This window comes from Telluribacter humicola (assembly GCF_017355935.1).
Taxonomy (GTDB): domain Bacteria; phylum Bacteroidota; class Bacteroidia; order Cytophagales; family Spirosomataceae; genus Telluribacter; species Telluribacter humicola.
This window is the reverse complement of the sequence record NZ_JAFIQT010000017.1, coordinates 1-14,870: the sequence shown is the minus strand read 5'-3', so window position 1 is coordinate 14,870 and position 14,870 is coordinate 1. Positions and strand designations below refer to the sequence as shown.

Below are 14,870 nucleotides of genomic sequence, written 5' to 3'. Positions count from 1 at the left end.
TCAGGATCGGAAAGAACTCACTTTTTTCTAGTGCAGCAAATTTTACTTTTTCATTTAATTTCATGTTATGGTAATCTGTGATTTGATGGGAATGGGTGTGGTGAAGGACTAAAAGAAGGAAGGATGGAAGAGAAGAAGTCTAAACCTAATCAAGGAGCCGTTCTAATTCAGAACGTTAAGGTTCTGAATTTAGTTTAATAAGGAATACAATGAAGCCCGCTGGATCTGAAAAGATAGACGAAATAGTTACATCAAGTACTGATCCTGGAGACTGTAAATTAAACGGTCGTATTACCTTAGGATTACACACACTTAGGGTCTATTGACCTCTCCCCGGCAAACGAGACAGCTGAAAACTAGAGTTTTTTGGTGGCAAAAACAGGTTAAAAACGTAATTTGTCACTATGAAAAAGTCCGCGCGGCGTCCGCAAAATTCACCGAAGCTCAACCGGGTGGCCGGCGCCATAGCATTTGCGCTCAGGCAGTCTGAAACCGGTACACGCGTTGAAGAGATCTGCCGACAGATGGGTGTCTCCCAGGCCACCTTCTTCAACCGCGCAGGCGGCCCTGTGGAAGAAAAAGTATGGCGGAATGGGTGTTCCTGAGCTCCGTAAACTCCGTCAGTTGGAAGCGGACGCCGCGCGGAAGAAAATGCCCAGTTAAAGAAACTCGTCGCGGAGTGGTCCGCCACCGCGGCTGAGCCTGGATAAGCAAATGCTTCAGGATGTCATAAAAAAAAACGGTCCGCCGCGCGGCTGTAAGACCGCCTTACAAGAAGGAAATGGCCAATTGGCTAGTATCGAACTATCGGGTTTCGATTCAAAGGGCATGCCGCTGTGTGAAATTAGTCAGGGCCATGTATTATTATAAGCACCATCGTCGTGACGATACCTTGCTGGCGATGCGGATGAAAGAAATAGCAAATACCAGGGTCAGGTATGGATTCCGACGGATCTTTGTGCTGTTGAAAAGAGAAGGATTCAATGATAAGTGCACCGGCACCCCGGCATAAGCGTATGTATGGCGTATACAAGGCTTGTGGACTGAATTTGCGAACAAAGAGGCCCAGAAGGAGCCGCAGTGCCGAACACCGGCTAGAACGTCTGGACACTCAAGGAATCAACAAAGTCTGGAGCGGTCCGCCGCGCGGTATGGATTTCGTGCAAGATGCGCTTTTTAATGGTGAGCGATTCCGGGTCTTAACTGTAGTGGATAATTGTACAGGGCCGCCTGGCGGTAAAATATGCCTTGGTTTGCTGGCTGGAAAATCGCTAAAAGGAGCCGACGTTGTTGCCGAACTGAGTAGGATTTGCTTGGTAGAAAACTGCTTTCCGGAACGTATTCAATGCGATAATGGCAGTGAGCGGCCCGCCGCTGCGGTTTATCTCCAAAGAGATGGATTTATGGGCATATTCGAATCAAGTAACCTTGGACTTCTCTAGACCTGGAAAACCAACGGACAACCCATATGTTGACCGGGTCGCCGCTGCGATCATTCAATGGTAAATTCCGGGCGGACGCCGCGCGGACGAATGCCTTTCAGTTAATTGGTTCTTGTCTCTGGACGACGCAAGGGAAAAAATCGAGGATTTTAGGTGGGAATACAATCACTTCAGGCCATACAGCTCGCTGAATGATCTAACCCCTAAAGAATTCGTTAATTTACATCACGAAACACCGAAAACTCTAATTCAAACCGTCTGAATATCCGGGAGGGGTTCATGAAAAAATGAACTACAAGAAATTAATGTCTGAAAATCGGGGTACATACACTATGTCGTCCTTTTGTGGGGCGGGCTCACGACCAACTTTCTGTGGTGCATGTACCTGAACGCCAGAAATAGGACCTTCAGGGACTATACCAATACAAGTACTCCCATAGCCTCTAATATTTTATTTGCCGGAATGGCCGGAATTATGTGGTTTCTCCAGTTCTTCTTCTACGGTATGGGCGAGAGCAAGCTCGGCAACGGTGCCTCCTCCTGGATCACGCACATGGCTACCATTATTCTGACGGCTAATATGTGGGGCCTGTATCTCAAAGAATGGGCGGGGGTATCAGCAAAAACCTTCCGCACTTTTGTAGCTGGTATTGTTGTAATTCTTATTTCGATTGTGCTTGTAGGATAGGTAATTCTTTATGAGAGAAATTAAGTATATTCTAATCCTTTAACAAGTAACAGATAGCTTCATAAATAGAGTGAAATTAGGTTCAAAGTTTGTTAATACTTCTATAGCCATAATAGAGTTCAATGTTTCTTTTCGGTGGTGTGGCCAGGTTTCCTCTGTAGAGATGGTAATGAATCGATAAAAATGGAGAGACCAACTAGATGGCTATCTAACCGGCCAGGTACTGGTAAGGGCAGTGATTTGCTGAGCAAGGGGAGCAGGAAATCCTGTTATATAAAAGTAATCAGGGGATTCGACACATATCTTACCTTTGGGATGATTAGTAATTTCATCTTCCAGGGGTAGCAGCAGGTTCACCAGGGATTCCACAGCCTGCTTAGCCTCAGAATCGTACAGCTCGAAATAGGACATGTTTTGGTAGGTGATCTTGTCCAACATGATAGTTTCACTCATCAGTGAAGTAGGTAAGCTAAGAACAGGCAAAGGAATAGCCCTATAAACTCAATCACAAAAAGAGCAACACCTATGAAGTTGGTTATATTGGATGCAGTTACATTCATCTCTGTATCCTCGTAGATACCGTCTAAGCTTATAGACTCAACTCTTACCGGATCCTCCTTTCGCAGAGGAGAGACGGCTGTTGAGGTAGCAACAAATCTATTAGCTGTTCCCCCCTCCTTCATCCACTTAGTCCTAGATGAGAAGACTTCTTCTGCTTGCTTAGTTAATAAGGCCATAATTTCAGAGATAATATAGTACAACAATCTAATTATTGCTAACTAGTTCAGCTACAATAGAGTTAAACATGATTAGCCGGCACGTTGTTTTTTCGTAGATTTCCTGATAGCTAGTAAAAGTCGTTCAGCTTTTAGTGGTGCTACCCGGATGCTCCTGCTAGCTGAAAACACCATTCTAATCCATTTGTTAGCATAAAGAGAAGCGGCGAAATTGATGAAATACATTACTGCAACAGGTAAGATTATTGAGGGAGGCACACCATTAAAATTGCTCGAAAGTTTAAGAACTTCCTCCTCCTTGGACGCAAGGCTTGAAATGGGCCGGTTTCTGTAAGTAATCAGGGTACGCGCATTGATATGTTCTATGGGAAAAAAATTGAAGCATTGGGTCACATATAGTTACTTTCAGCATTAGAAGATGTAGGGTTCCACCCTCACCTGGAATAAGCTACTCAGCTGGTTTTTGATCTGGAACATTCTCAAAATTGACACTTCACTAAGGCTAAATCGTCCTCTCTTCAGGAGCTCTCCACTATTTAACCAAAAGTAGGTATGTACATCCATGTCCTTACTCTACATTTATAGGCTCAAAGTCAAGCAGGTTAAATCTCCAGCCCCAGGAAAACCCTTCCAGGTTTTGCTTAAGAGACAGGAGAATTAATGAGTCTTGATCCAGTACTATAAGCCTGATCTTCCTTATCCGGAACGGCATAGGGACCATGTTATAAATTTATTCATACGTAAACTTTATTTTAAAGCTATTGACAGATAAATCAACCTGTTATGCATTACATTATTATTTAATTTTTCCCTTCATTTGTCTTTTATTTCAAATCAGATCTTACTATCCTCCTCTTAACTTTGATTTATCTCATGGAAGACGTTTTCAACTCGGTCAATAATATTATCTGGAGTAATGCACTTATTATACTTTGCCTGGGAGCCGGTATCTACTTTTCCATCGTTACCCGTTTTTTGCAGGTTCGACATCTGGGTGAAATGATTCGCCTGCTGTTCCACGGACAGGCGTCTGCCAAAGGGGTAAGCTCCTTTCAGGCATTTTCACTGGCCATTGCAGGCCGTGTAGGAACTGGAAATATAGCCGGTGTAGCCACGGCCATTGCTATGGGTGGTCCAGGGGCCATTTTCTGGATGTGGATAATTGCGTTTTTAGGCAGCGCTTCGGCCTTTATCGAAGCCACACTCGGACAGATTTATAAGCAGGTGAAAGACGGTCAATACCGCGGAGGCCCGGCTTTCTATATAGAGAAAGGGCTGGGCATAAAATGGTACGCTGTTACTTTTGCAGTCGCCACCATCTTGAGCACTGCCTTCTTTTTACCGGGTGTCCAAAGCAACAGTATTGCATCCGGTATGTATAATGCCTTCAATACACCCACGGCAGTAACAGGGGGTGTCGTTACGATTCTGTTGGGTTTCATCATATTTGGCGGCGTAAGACGAATTGGCAGGGTAGCCGAACTGGTGGTACCTTTTATGGCAGCAGCATATATTCTTATGGCAGTTGTTATTATAGCCATGAATATTCGACAGGTGCCGGAAGTATTTGGGTTGATTATCCGATCAGCTTTTGATCTGGAGCCGGCTTTTGCAGGCCTATTCGGCATGGCAGTTAGCTGGGGAGTAAAGCGCGGCATTTATTCAAACGAAGCAGGCCAGGGTACCGCCCCTCATGCTGCGGCGGCAGCCGAGGTCAGTCATCCGGTTCAACAGGGATTGGTGCAAGCGTTTTCTGTTTATATAGATACACTTTTCGTATGTACGGCCACAGCTTTGATGATCCTTTTTACCAGTCAGTATAATGTAGCAAATCCGGCAGGTGGATTTTATGTCGAGAACCTTCCGGGTGTGGGTGCAGGAGCCCAGTTTACTCAACAAGCTATTTCTCATCATTTTCCTGCCCTTGGTGGCCCCTTTGTAGCCATAGCCCTTTTCTTTTTTGCCTTCACAACCTTGATGGCGTATTATTATATAGCTGAAACTAACCTGAGTTACCTCAACAAGCAGGGATTGCAGGCATGGAAACTTTGGGCGTTACGGGTGCTGATGCTGCTGGCTACCTTTTATGGGTCTATAAAAACGGCTGAAGCTGCCTGGGTGCTGGGTGATATTGGTGTAGGAGTGATGGCCTGGCTGAACATTATTGCAATATTTATGCTGCAGAGACCTGCTTTAATAGCACTCAAAGATTATCAACAACAGCGGAAACAGGGACTTGATCCCCATTTTGATGCCGTCGCCCTTGGTATTCAAAATGCTGAAGAATGGAGATCCTCTGCGGACTTACCAGTTCAGAAAGCTTCATTAGATGAATAGATGATATCAATTGGTATAAAGGATAATCTTATGTCTACATATACATGAATGCGTCCTAAAGCAGCTTCCTTATATTTTCTGTATTCAGTTTAACTATACCACCTTTTCCTTACCTGCATCACGGCCCAGATGCAATGGGATGCAGGTGTAGTATAACGTGTCATACCATGAAGTGCAAGATTGGGATGCAATTGTATCCCAGACGAGCAATAAATTAGTATTGATGTAACCCAGGCTATTGCAGATAGATTTACAGGACAAGGCAATGCCTAAAAAAATTAGGACAGGAGATGTTTCTTCTGTCCTTATAAAAGCGTCTGAGCTTGTTCTTGCAAGGCTGCTGTCTTCCCTGAACTGCTATACCCGGTCATGCAGACGGGGTCAGCTGTCTTTCATCATTCTGAGTCTTTTGCGGGAGGGCACCAGCCGCGTCTGGTCGCACAGCAGCAGGTCATTATTCACGCAATAGCTCACCACATACCTTAGGTTGACCACGTCCTTTCGGTTGAGGCGAAGGAAATCTACATACCGATGCAAATCCTGCTCCACTTGTTTCAGCGTGCGCGCCACCATTGTCTGCCGCCCGCTGACTTCGTAGATAACCGTGTAGTTCCGCTGGGCTTCCAGCCTGACTACCGTCTGTGGATTAACATAGGTATGGCCCCCAATAGGAACATATACCTCCTTATCATGGTGTGACATCATGTGGGTAACTTCTTTAACTTGATACTCCTTTTACTGCCCCAGGTTTATCATACTGCTTGTACCTAGAAACAGGAGAGTAGCATTTTGGCGATATTCAATGGTTTGAGCCGTAGCGGTACCATTCACAGAGACCGTATGGTTCTGATCCAGTACTACCTGATCACCGGCGGCCGGAACACGACCTACATCCCAGGTAGAGGGATCTTCCCAGTTACCTGTCCTGATGCTGATGACCATGCCACTCCCGGTGCGGCTGCCCTGGTACTCATAGGCTCCCATATCCACCACGCCTCCGTTGTAGCGTCTGGCATTACCATCCAGATCCACCTCTCCGCTAGTCACTGTGTTATCTCCCGCATCGATGGCCGCAGAACTGCTCTGCAGGCGGTAATCTCCTGCCAGCGTGGGCGCCTGATCGTAAACTACGGGTTGCACAAAACGTGGATTCACGTTCAGGTTACCCGTTCCCACATAACCTCCTTCCACAATGCTGTTGCTGATGGTAGCGTTCTGGTCCAGGGTCTGCCCCTGATTGCCCCAGATGATTGAGTTACGGATGGTCAGGTGGCTCTCGCGGGTGTTGAGGCTGGCGGCCCGCTCTCCTCCGTTGCCTACTATAGTCACATTGGTCAGTATAGGCGTGCTCTGGCTGTTGTAGAGGGCGCCGCCGGGACCATAGTTACCCGCAAACAAGACGTTGGTGAACTGAGGCGAGCTGTAGACGTTGTAGACACCCCCGCCGAAGCTAGCCTGGTTGCCCCGTATGGTACAGTTCAGGTATGGATGCTACTACTGAGTAAGTTCTTCTCCCTTTCGGGTTATATTCGTCGTTTCTGCCTCCAGCAAGCGCTTCGCCAGACCATGGTGCTTCTGCAATAATGGAATTTGTTTAAGCGCCCAGTTTTGAACTTCGTGATCCGCATTCGCTCCGGCCACATGGGTACGGGGTCCTGTCTTTTCTACATAGTCCATATACAGGCTGAGCATTTCCTTATGGGACTCCACCATCAATCTAGTATACTCCCGGTTGAATGCAACGCTTTCCAGGTCTGCCAATCGGGTGATGATCAGCCTGCTTTGAGAGCTTAGCATGGAAGGCAGTGATATGCTGTTCTCTTCCGCAATAGTGCTCAGCGTGTTGCTGGCCGCACGATGATCGTTGATCATCATCTGGCCAAACTCTTTAACGGGTTGTGAAGTGGCCTTTTGCTGGGCCAGTTGTCCAAGTTGAATTTCCAGCATACTGCCCTCCATCGCCGCCATAGCAAATCGTGTCTCGGGGCTGTAGCCCTCTCCCAGGTAGTTGTTTTCATTCTCAGCCGGACTGGCTGGTACTTGGCTCTCACTGTATGGAGTTTCGTCAAATATATTGACTTGTTGGTCCTCCAGATTATGCGCCAGCTCATGCGAGCCGTGGCTATCGTTGTTGGTGTCGGAGCAGGATACATGAAGAAGTACAGTAAGTATCGCCAGGGTCGTTGTCAAGTATCGTTTCATGGTTCTAAGTGGTTGGTTTGAACAAGTTATACCCTAAAAGAACCGTTCCTTTAGCGATAGGTGCTGCCGCCTCGAAAGCCACATGAAGTCAGGCACTTGTAATTTGAGTATGGTAAATACCTAGTGCAGAAAGCTCCTATATGCCCCCAGGGAAGAGGGGCCAATTAAAAGACATACGTCAGCAGGTAGTACAGCTTAAGGCTTAGCATAAGACCACAACTAGTCAAACATTTTTTAAGGAATCACCTTAAGTTACTAAACAGGCATGTATCCCAACCAATAAAACAACACTTTATTGCCATGGGAAACCCCTCTAGTTCATCCAAATGGCCCATCTACGGGGCCATTGCGGCCAACGTAGCCATAGCCATCTCTAAGTTCTTTGCGGCCAGTATGACTGGCAGTTCGGCTATGATCTCAGAAGGCATCCATTCGTTGGTCGATACGGGAAATGGCTTCCTGCTCCTTTTGGGCATTAAGAAGAGTCAAAAGCCACCCACTGAAGCTCATCCTTTTGGACAGGGTAAGGCGGTGTATTTTTACACGCTGATTGTCGCTGTTCTCATCTTTGCCATTGGTGGGGGGATGTCCTTTTACGAAGGAATAGCTCACCTGCGGGAGCCCCAACCCCTTCGGGATCCTTTCTGGAACTATATCGTGTTAAGTCTCGCCATGGTGTTTGAAGGCTCTGCCCTCTATGTGGCTATCCGACATTTTCCCAAAAGAAAGCCGGGGGTAAGCATGTGGCAAGCTATCAAACGTAGTAAAGATCCTACCTCCTTTGCAGTTATTTTAGAGGATACAGCGGCTCTGCTCGGATTAGTAATAGCCCTGGCGGGTGTCTTTTTTGGACATCTTTTTAACAACCCCTACCTGGATGGTAGTGCCTCTCTGGCAATTGGGGTACTCCTATCTCTGACAGCTGTGTTTCTGGCTTCAGAGAGTAAGGGACTTTTGCTGAGTGAGAGCGCCAGTGTAAGTACACTGACCAGTATCAATCAGCTGATAGAAGAAGAAAAGGACATTTTCAAATCCAGCCTTCCCTTGACCATGCACCTGGGTCCCCAGGACATTCTGTTGGTCCTGGATGTGCAGTTCAAAGAAGGTTTAACGGCCGTGCAGGTTGCTCATACTATTGCTAACCTTGAAAAACGGATCAAGGAGAAACACCCGGAAATTGACCGAATCTATGTAGAGGCTAGGTCTTTATTATAGTGTTTCAATCAAAACACCTCACACACTATGTAAGAATGTACCCTGGTCTAAGAACCTAACAAGTGCTTTATTCATTTCCCAATTGCCTGGAGTGATTACTACTTTATTAAGTCTACTTGCCAGGAATAGTATATGTTCCGTGTTTACTACACCTTTAAACTCTCATCCCCCAGAATATCGTGAATATAGACCATCTTTACAACGACTAGTATTATAACCATAATAGGGGTAGCTAGAATAAGCCCCAATACGCCACTGAAGAGCCCAATAAACACCTGTGCAATGATGACCAGAGCCGGAGGCATTTCCACCATCTTTTTCTAGACCAGAGGCGTGATGAGATTACTTTCAACCAGCTGGATTCCCTGATAGGGTAGCACTACGTACAACGCTTGATTAACTCCCTGAGTGAGTGCAATCAGAATGGCGGGTAGCAGGGCAATCAATGGTCCAAAGTTAGGAATAAAAGACAATAACCCTGCCAATAGCCCTAAAGCAAAGGCCATGGGCATGCCTAGCAGACTTAGTCCAACCGTTGTCAGAACTCCTACCAGGACCATTGAAAATAGCTTTCCTGCCAACCACTGAAATAGGGTGTCACCCAGGGTTTGTAGTACTTGCTGGGCCCGGTCTCGATTTTTTAGGGGGAAAAGTAATACCACCCCCCCCCGTTGGTAAAGCTTCGGTTGGGCCGTAAAATACACGCCAATGAAGAAAATGACATACAAATCAGCTAGTACACCAAAGGTGGATGAGAGTATCCCAAAGCTTCTCTTAATCAGATTGCTGTTTCCTTCGGTAAGGCTGGACTGTTCGGGTATACTATTGATCAGGGGCTTTCCCAAACTGGTAGAGCCTACCATGTCTTTGAAATCCTGGGGCAGTGTATCGCTCAGGCGACTGGCCTGCTCGGTGACCTGTGGGGCCAAAAACCAGTAGCTCAGCACGATCAGCAACAGGGTCAGGATAATGACCAGCGCCAGAGATACGCCTTCTGAAAGCGGAAGTTTCTTTTGTATAAGCTGGGCCATCCCCCGGAAAAAGGTGGCAAACAACACCCCGACCAGGATCAGCAGCAGCATGTTAAAGGCATAGATTACTAGTAGAGCCAGGACCAGGCTGATACCGGCCGCAATAGCGATACGTTCGCTATGCATAGGAGTGGTAGAGCCCGGTGCTGATTCTTTCTGTGTAGGTTGATTGGGCATGGTATTAATGTCTATTACTATGCTTCTACATCCAATTAATACAGCTATGCTTTTTCTCATTCCAACATGATAAGTTCAATCAGCATAGGGAAGTGATTGGAACCCACTGCCGGCAGCTTATCCAGGCGTTTAAAACCAAAGTCTGGAGTATAAAAGAAATGAACAAGCGGATAGCGAAAGAAGGTGTCAGGGCATTATAGGTGTTGTACAGCCCGCGGCCACGCCGAGGGGGCTACTATCTAACAGTAGTACGTCTGGAATCGCCTGGAGGTGTAGGACCAGGCGACATCATTAAGATCACCCACTAACAGAGCTGGCTATTATGCTTCCTTAATTCTTAGGCCCAGGAAATCATCTTCTTCCCCTAATCCCTTTTCCAAAGAGCCCAATGCCAGCCCCACCACCAAAATTCCCACCACCATGCCACCTTCGAAAATACCATCTGCAATGTCACAGCTGGTTAAGGTGATCAAAAACTAAAAAGAATTACGTGGTTCAGAAGCTTTTTCATGGGCTGTTCCATGTTTGAGGTGAGTGTGTAGACTCTTAAAATAGAGTCAGGTTGAATGACAAGTAGCAGTAGGGGTAATAAGCAGGTGGTAATCTAGAAACATTCAAGAAATCAGATTGTTAGAAAATAGGTGACTTTATCTGCTTGTATAGCTGGTATACTAAAATAGAGATGAAAAGTAGGATATGGATGCATTAGGTAGAGGAGCTTATGAAACTAACTGAAAGTCTGCCGGTGGAAGAAAAAGAAAGACAGGATACAGAACGCTTAAAACAGGAGCCTACTATACAAAAATCGCTGCAGGAGCAGAGCGAGTCCGATGTAGCAGTCAAATGGATATTTAGCGGCAAAAATGGTTGGTTGCTAGGTGTATATGTCCTGGTGTTTTTTGGGGCCGCCCTGTTCTACCAGCTTGTCCGTCGGCAGGTTCTGGAGGTGAGTTCTACTTACGAGCCCCTGTTCCAGCGGCTGATGATTAGTGTTATGGCAGCTACCATCCTGTTGAGCACAAGCATGCTAGTAGACGTATTAGTGGTTCAAAAAGTTGATAGTCCTACCTCACGCTATAACCTGAGCCGGATCCTCAAACTTGTAACGGGTCTGCTTCTATTCATTCTTGTTGTTACCTTACTGTATAGTAACTGGTATACTACGGTCGTTTCTTTGGGACTTATTTCTCTGGTACTGGGCCTGGCCCTGCAAAACCCGTTGACAAGTTTTTTTGCCTGGATTTACATTCTGATACGTAAGCCTTATCAGGTAGGTGATCGCATAAAGATCGGAAGTTCGACGGGAGATGTTGTAAGTCTTGGTTATCTGGAAACCACCCTGTGGGAATTTAGGGGGGATTACCTGTCGGGGGATCATCCCAGCGGACGGATCATCCGTTTTTCGAACTCAAAGGTCTTTGATGAGTATATCATCAATTACTCCTGGCCCCTGTTTCCCTATATCTGGAACGAGTTAAAGTTTTATGTTGCCTATGAGAGTGACTTTGACTTTATAAAAGAGAGAGTCAGGGCAGTGGTGAAGGAAGATATTGGAGAAGAGATGATGTACCGGGTCCGGCTGTTTAGAAATATATTAAAAGATACTCCCGTTGATGAGGTGGAAGTGCGGGAAGGGGCTTCGGTCTCTTTCCAGGCGCACGAGAATACCTGGATTCAGGTAGTCGTGCGTTATCTAGTCCCGCCCAAAGAATCCAGCAGGATTAAAAACCGGTTGTTCTATAAAATAATGCATACGCTGCGTGAAGCTCCCGACAAGGTGTTGTTTCCCAAAACGAACATGCGGTAAGCAACCAGAACTATTTAATTTTTTGATCCTGCTTTATTTGCTGCCTATACATACTGTCTTCTCGTACTTCTCTCATATCTTCCCGTAGTCCCTCCTGTTTTTCTGCCAGCCCTTTTACAAAGGCAGCTTTGAAAGCTTCATCACTTTCTTTGGGAATGCTCATTAGATAAAGGGTAAGAATGCCACAAATCCCTGCGAGACCAAATACACAATAGAACAGTGCTTGTATAACTTTCCTGATCATAGGTATGATTATCAATAAATACCTGTAAAGGTACAAGTTTGAGAACAGGCACCAAAGAGGCCCTAACAGGCCGACTATCTTCAATTTACCTTCTGTACCTATATATAAATATATAAAAAGAGTTACTACTGCAGTATCCTTCCCTAAAGCGAACTTAAATTGGGGGAGAAAAAAGCACTACTGTCGCTGGTATACTGAGTAAAGTACTCAAACATGGCGATCTCCGCTCTGGCTCCCAGGCGTAAAAGTACCGTAGAGGTGCCAAATCCTTTGGAAACATACAGGTAGGGCTTCTGCTGGTTGTACCATCCTTTTACATAGTTGCCTGCCATCCTGGGTAAATAAAGAATGAATTGGCCGAAAAGGGTGACCTGGCCTCCATGGTTATGACCTGCAAAAATATAATTTACCTTTATTCTTTCTTCTTCGGAGCGGTTATGGTTGATCTGGCTTAATTATTCCTGTACCTTCTCCTGGTGCAGGGGGCTATGAATGAGCAGCAGATGGTTTTTGGCTGGTGCAGGATGCTGGAAAGCTTTTTCAACATCGTGCTGACCGTGGATGAGATCATCCAGACCTGTTACCAGTAGGCGCTTTCCTTTTATGTGCCACAGCTTTGACTCGTTAACCAGCAAGTAGCCATTGTGGTGCTGATACAGCTTTTGTAGCTCCTCTTTGTTGACTCCTGCCTTATACTCGTGATTACCCAGTACAGCGTCTTTGGGAATTTCATCATCTAAAAGATCTAAAAAATCACGTAGTACCTGTATGTTACCACTTTCATCAATGGCATCACCTGTAAACAGGATAAGGTCAGGGTGTAGCAATCGTATTGTGGAAGCTAATCGCTAATGTTTACATGTAAGGTGATCCCTTAAATGAAGATCAGAAAGCTGGAGGATTATCAACGGATTGACCTGTCCACTACTCCTACCCAGCCTGTACCTTTTTATCTGGAAGAAATACTTCTCGAAAAGCAGAGCGTCCAGCAAAACAAGAGCTGTACCCGTAAGTAAGGATGGGAGTAAAATCTTTTTCAGTGACTAGTTCATAAGCCTTTGTTCTTGTGGATTAGAGGGGCTACTCCCTATCAGGATCATACATCCAGTAGCTGCCAGCAGGGAAGATATAGCTGAGCTGCCTTAACCGCTGTGTATAGCCCTTTTATGCTTTGTCTAACCTGTTAATTTATAGTTTCTTATCAAGCTACTGGACTACAAAAAAGAGAAGCCCTATCTTTGTAGTATACCCTGATTAAAAACATTTTGTTATGAAAAAGCTGTTATGTATTCTACTTCTGGCAACTGGTTGTAGCTCACCCGACTACTCAGAAAAGGATTATAGTAAGCTGGCTCAGCTTCATAGAGAGGTGTATGCAGATACAATGGTGACTGTCACCATCAAAGATAGCTATGTGGCCAAAGATCGTTACGAGGTACTACTGCTAGATTCGATCAGAAAAATACATAATACTCTTCCCAAGGTACATGGCCATCCGGCAACTTCACAGCTGATTGTACTTGAGGCTGGTCGTGTGGTGAGACTAGTACGGGAAGGGGAAAATAATAGTGTCATTGCCCTGCTTGATAAAGGGCACAGCCAAAGGTTGTTCTATATCTCCAATATTGCCTTAGCCCACTAAGCAAACCCTTGAGTAAGGCATAACTAAGCAGGTAGATTGTGCTCCTATGAGCTCATAGCTGTTAGCGTATATTGTTATTGGCATTTAGGTATATTGTCCTGCTCCTGGAATTGTACGAGAAGGGTGCATCATTGGACGAAAAGCGTACTAACACATATGAAAAGAAAGAGCTACATCCTATTCATTGGAGGAGATATTCTTTTAGTGCTGGCCCTAAACATGGGTGTATCGATCAACCTACCTCCACCGCGTTTCGCCATGGAATTCCGGCAAAAATGTACAATGTGTCTAATTTAAACCAGCGCAAAAACCTGCTACTGACCTCAATACTACTGATCGGTCTGGCGGTGGATACACATCTGGTTCAGTACCGGACCAGCAAATAAGGGGCTGCTCTACCCTACCCTTCTTTCTGTCCTGATCACTCTGCTTGGCAGGCTGGTGCATCTAATGAATGGGGTTTTGTCTTGATAGCCTACATTGGGTAGCCGGGTACCAACAGAGTAGATCCACCAGCGTTACGCAGTATCAGGGAGAAGATATATTGTTTTTATCGTCGGCCCAGGATAGCTTTTACTACCCATAGGATCACGCCAATTACCAGGGCAACCAGGATGACTCCTGCCCATACCCCCGCTTCAAATATACCTCCAATCACTTCACAACTGACCATACTTACAGAAAAGACAAGGATGATCAGCAGGCGAAGACAACTTTTTAACATAAGGTTATTCATACTCATAGAAGTTATGTGTGTTAGAGAAATTAGTATAGAAAATGGGAAAAACAACCATGCCATAACGCAAATTGCTCATTGGGCCAAAACAATGTTTTTTGTGCGGGAGTAGTATATGCAGTGGTAGATTATACTACCTAATAGGAATAAAAAGCACCCATTGGTGGGGCTAGTATAAGCTTATGAAAGAAGGTAGATGTTTTTTATTGCTGTTGGTCATCCTGATAAGCTTGCTGGTGATTGCGCTAAGTGTACTTTCTCTTTTTCCTGACCTGACAAGCTGGTATTTTGAGCTGTTGGATTTTCCAAGGCTACAGTACTTCGTCCTTTCTTTGGCCTGTCTGGTCTGCTTTATCTTTTTGAACCAACAGTGGCGGGGAGGGTCCTGGCTGCTACTGGTAGGTTTAGTAGGGACCCTTACAATTCAAGCTACATACATAGCTCCCTACTGGGTTGGAAAAAAAGTAGTGCCTGACGCGCTCACTAGCGGGCCAAATGACTCCCACTCAGTGGGTATCATCATAGCTGTATATTCCGGAGTAAACTGAGCCACTATTTCGGTACAAACTGAGCCAGCATTTCGGAGCAAATTGAGCCACTTGGGATGTTTGA

Annotated in this window: 16 protein-coding genes and 1 pseudogene; 7 read left to right on the top strand and 10 right to left on the bottom strand. The window is 45.6% G+C overall.

What is annotated here, in order from left to right:
- Nucleotides 1–404 precede the first annotated feature (404 nt).
- Together JUB14_RS27560 and JUB14_RS27555 are read left to right on the top strand one after the other, a co-directional pair.
- A pseudogene (locus JUB14_RS27560) lies at nt 405–1,704 on the top strand (IS3 family transposase).
- A 117-nt stretch (nt 1,705–1,821) separates the two neighbouring features.
- Nucleotides 1,822–2,130 (top strand): L-rhamnose/proton symporter RhaT, encoded by a 309-nt coding sequence (locus JUB14_RS27555; protein WP_229368383.1) that lies wholly within the window; start codon nt 1,822–1,824, stop codon nt 2,128–2,130.
- Between the two features lie 204 nt (nt 2,131–2,334).
- On the opposite strand, the gene JUB14_RS27550 is transcribed toward JUB14_RS27555, so the two are convergent.
- Nucleotides 2,335–2,583: a hypothetical protein gene (locus tag JUB14_RS27550; RefSeq protein ID WP_207510096.1), complete on the bottom strand. Its 249-nt coding sequence runs from the start codon at nt 2,581–2,583 to the stop codon at nt 2,335–2,337.
- 1,157 nt (nt 2,584–3,740) lie between these two features.
- Between JUB14_RS27550 and JUB14_RS27545 the strand changes: the two genes are divergently transcribed.
- Nucleotides 3,741–5,204 carry an alanine/glycine:cation symporter family protein gene (locus JUB14_RS27545; RefSeq protein ID WP_207510097.1) on the top strand — a complete coding sequence of 488 codons (1,464 nt, stop codon included), beginning with the start codon at nt 3,741–3,743 and terminating at the stop codon, nt 5,202–5,204.
- Between the two features lie 381 nt (nt 5,205–5,585).
- Here JUB14_RS27545 and JUB14_RS27540 read toward each other — a convergent pair whose 3' ends face one another.
- The 3 genes from JUB14_RS27540 to JUB14_RS27530 all read right to left on the bottom strand — a co-directional run bounded on the left by JUB14_RS27540 (nt 5,586) and on the right by JUB14_RS27530 (nt 7,406).
- Nucleotides 5,586–5,909: a LytTR family DNA-binding domain-containing protein gene (locus tag JUB14_RS27540; RefSeq protein WP_207510095.1), complete on the bottom strand. Its 324-nt coding sequence runs from the start codon at nt 5,907–5,909 to the stop codon at nt 5,586–5,588.
- Nucleotides 5,910–5,939: 30 nt separating this feature from the next.
- A complete protein-coding gene (locus JUB14_RS27535) occupies nt 5,940–6,602 on the bottom strand; it encodes a choice-of-anchor Q domain-containing protein (protein WP_207510094.1) in 663 nt (220 codons plus the stop codon).
- Between the two features lie 96 nt (nt 6,603–6,698).
- Nucleotides 6,699–7,406, bottom strand: a complete 708-nt coding sequence (locus tag JUB14_RS27530; protein ID WP_207510093.1) for a DUF4142 domain-containing protein — start codon at nt 7,404–7,406, stop codon at nt 6,699–6,701.
- Between the two features lie 300 nt (nt 7,407–7,706).
- Here JUB14_RS27530 and JUB14_RS27525 point away from each other — a divergent pair, with 300 nt between their 5' ends.
- On the top strand, nt 7,707–8,621 hold the full coding sequence (locus JUB14_RS27525; RefSeq protein WP_207510092.1) for a cation diffusion facilitator family transporter: 915 nt from the start codon (nt 7,707–7,709) through the stop codon (nt 8,619–8,621).
- 320 nt (nt 8,622–8,941) lie between these two features.
- Here the strand turns inward: JUB14_RS27525 and JUB14_RS27520 are convergent, their stop codons facing one another.
- Together JUB14_RS27520 and JUB14_RS27515 are read right to left on the bottom strand one after the other, a co-directional pair.
- A complete protein-coding gene (locus JUB14_RS27520) occupies nt 8,942–9,829 on the bottom strand; it encodes an AI-2E family transporter (protein ID WP_207510091.1) in 888 nt (295 codons plus the stop codon).
- Between the two features lie 320 nt (nt 9,830–10,149).
- On the bottom strand, nt 10,150–10,302 hold the full coding sequence (locus tag JUB14_RS27515; RefSeq protein WP_207510090.1) for a hypothetical protein: 153 nt from the start codon (nt 10,300–10,302) through the stop codon (nt 10,150–10,152).
- 248 nt (nt 10,303–10,550) lie between these two features.
- Between JUB14_RS27515 and JUB14_RS27510 the strand changes: the two genes are divergently transcribed.
- Nucleotides 10,551–11,636 (top strand): mechanosensitive ion channel family protein, encoded by a 1,086-nt coding sequence (locus tag JUB14_RS27510; protein WP_207510089.1) that lies wholly within the window; start codon nt 10,551–10,553, stop codon nt 11,634–11,636.
- A 10-nt stretch (nt 11,637–11,646) separates the two neighbouring features.
- On the opposite strand, the gene JUB14_RS27505 is transcribed toward JUB14_RS27510, so the two are convergent.
- The 3 genes from JUB14_RS27505 to JUB14_RS27495 form a co-directional block, all read right to left on the bottom strand.
- Nucleotides 11,647–11,880, bottom strand: coding sequence for a hypothetical protein (locus tag JUB14_RS27505; RefSeq protein WP_207510088.1), 234 nt, complete (start codon nt 11,878–11,880; stop codon nt 11,647–11,649).
- A 143-nt stretch (nt 11,881–12,023) separates the two neighbouring features.
- Nucleotides 12,024–12,212, bottom strand: a complete 189-nt coding sequence (locus tag JUB14_RS27500; protein ID WP_207510087.1) for a hypothetical protein — start codon at nt 12,210–12,212, stop codon at nt 12,024–12,026.
- Between the two features lie 123 nt (nt 12,213–12,335).
- Entirely contained in the window at nt 12,336–12,707 is a 372-nt protein-coding gene (locus tag JUB14_RS27495) for a metallophosphoesterase (RefSeq protein ID WP_207510086.1), read from the bottom strand.
- 51 nt (nt 12,708–12,758) lie between these two features.
- Between JUB14_RS27495 and JUB14_RS27490 the strand changes: the two genes are divergently transcribed.
- Together JUB14_RS27490 and JUB14_RS27485 are read left to right on the top strand one after the other, a co-directional pair.
- The gene (locus JUB14_RS27490; RefSeq protein WP_207510085.1) at nt 12,759–12,896 is read left to right on the top strand and encodes a hypothetical protein; all 138 of its coding nucleotides are present in this window, start codon (nt 12,759–12,761) and stop codon (nt 12,894–12,896) included.
- A gap of 254 nt (nt 12,897–13,150) precedes the next feature.
- Entirely contained in the window at nt 13,151–13,522 is a 372-nt protein-coding gene (locus JUB14_RS27485) for a hypothetical protein (RefSeq protein ID WP_207510084.1), read from the top strand.
- A 550-nt stretch (nt 13,523–14,072) separates the two neighbouring features.
- Here JUB14_RS27485 and JUB14_RS27480 read toward each other — a convergent pair.
- Nucleotides 14,073–14,246, bottom strand: a complete 174-nt coding sequence (locus tag JUB14_RS27480) for a hypothetical protein (protein WP_207510083.1) — start codon at nt 14,244–14,246, stop codon at nt 14,073–14,075.
- Between the last annotated feature and the right edge of the window lie 624 nt (nt 14,247–14,870).

Coding starts and splice junctions, on each gene's coding strand:
- JUB14_RS27555 (WP_229368383.1), top strand. CDS start 1,822: ATGTACCTGAACGCCAGAAATAGGACCTTCAGGGACTATACCAATACA.
- JUB14_RS27550 (WP_207510096.1), bottom strand. CDS start 2,583: ATGAGTGAAACTATCATGTTGGACAAGATCACCTACCAAAACATGTCC.
- JUB14_RS27545 (WP_207510097.1), top strand. CDS start 3,741: ATGGAAGACGTTTTCAACTCGGTCAATAATATTATCTGGAGTAATGCA.
- JUB14_RS27540 (WP_207510095.1), bottom strand. CDS start 5,909: ATGATGTCACACCATGATAAGGAGGTATATGTTCCTATTGGGGGCCAT.
- JUB14_RS27530 (WP_207510093.1), bottom strand. CDS start 7,406: ATGAAACGATACTTGACAACGACCCTGGCGATACTTACTGTACTTCTT.
- JUB14_RS27525 (WP_207510092.1), top strand. CDS start 7,707: ATGGGAAACCCCTCTAGTTCATCCAAATGGCCCATCTACGGGGCCATT.
- JUB14_RS27520 (WP_207510091.1), bottom strand. CDS start 9,829: ATGCCCAATCAACCTACACAGAAAGAATCAGCACCGGGCTCTACCACT.
- JUB14_RS27510 (WP_207510089.1), top strand. CDS start 10,551: ATGAAACTAACTGAAAGTCTGCCGGTGGAAGAAAAAGAAAGACAGGAT.
- JUB14_RS27505 (WP_207510088.1), bottom strand. CDS start 11,880: ATGATCAGGAAAGTTATACAAGCACTGTTCTATTGTGTATTTGGTCTC.
- JUB14_RS27500 (WP_207510087.1), bottom strand. CDS start 12,212: ATGGCAGGCAACTATGTAAAAGGATGGTACAACCAGCAGAAGCCCTAC.
- JUB14_RS27490 (WP_207510085.1), top strand. CDS start 12,759: ATGAAGATCAGAAAGCTGGAGGATTATCAACGGATTGACCTGTCCACT.
- JUB14_RS27485 (WP_207510084.1), top strand. CDS start 13,151: ATGAAAAAGCTGTTATGTATTCTACTTCTGGCAACTGGTTGTAGCTCA.
- JUB14_RS27480 (WP_207510083.1), bottom strand. CDS start 14,246: ATGTTAAAAAGTTGTCTTCGCCTGCTGATCATCCTTGTCTTTTCTGTA.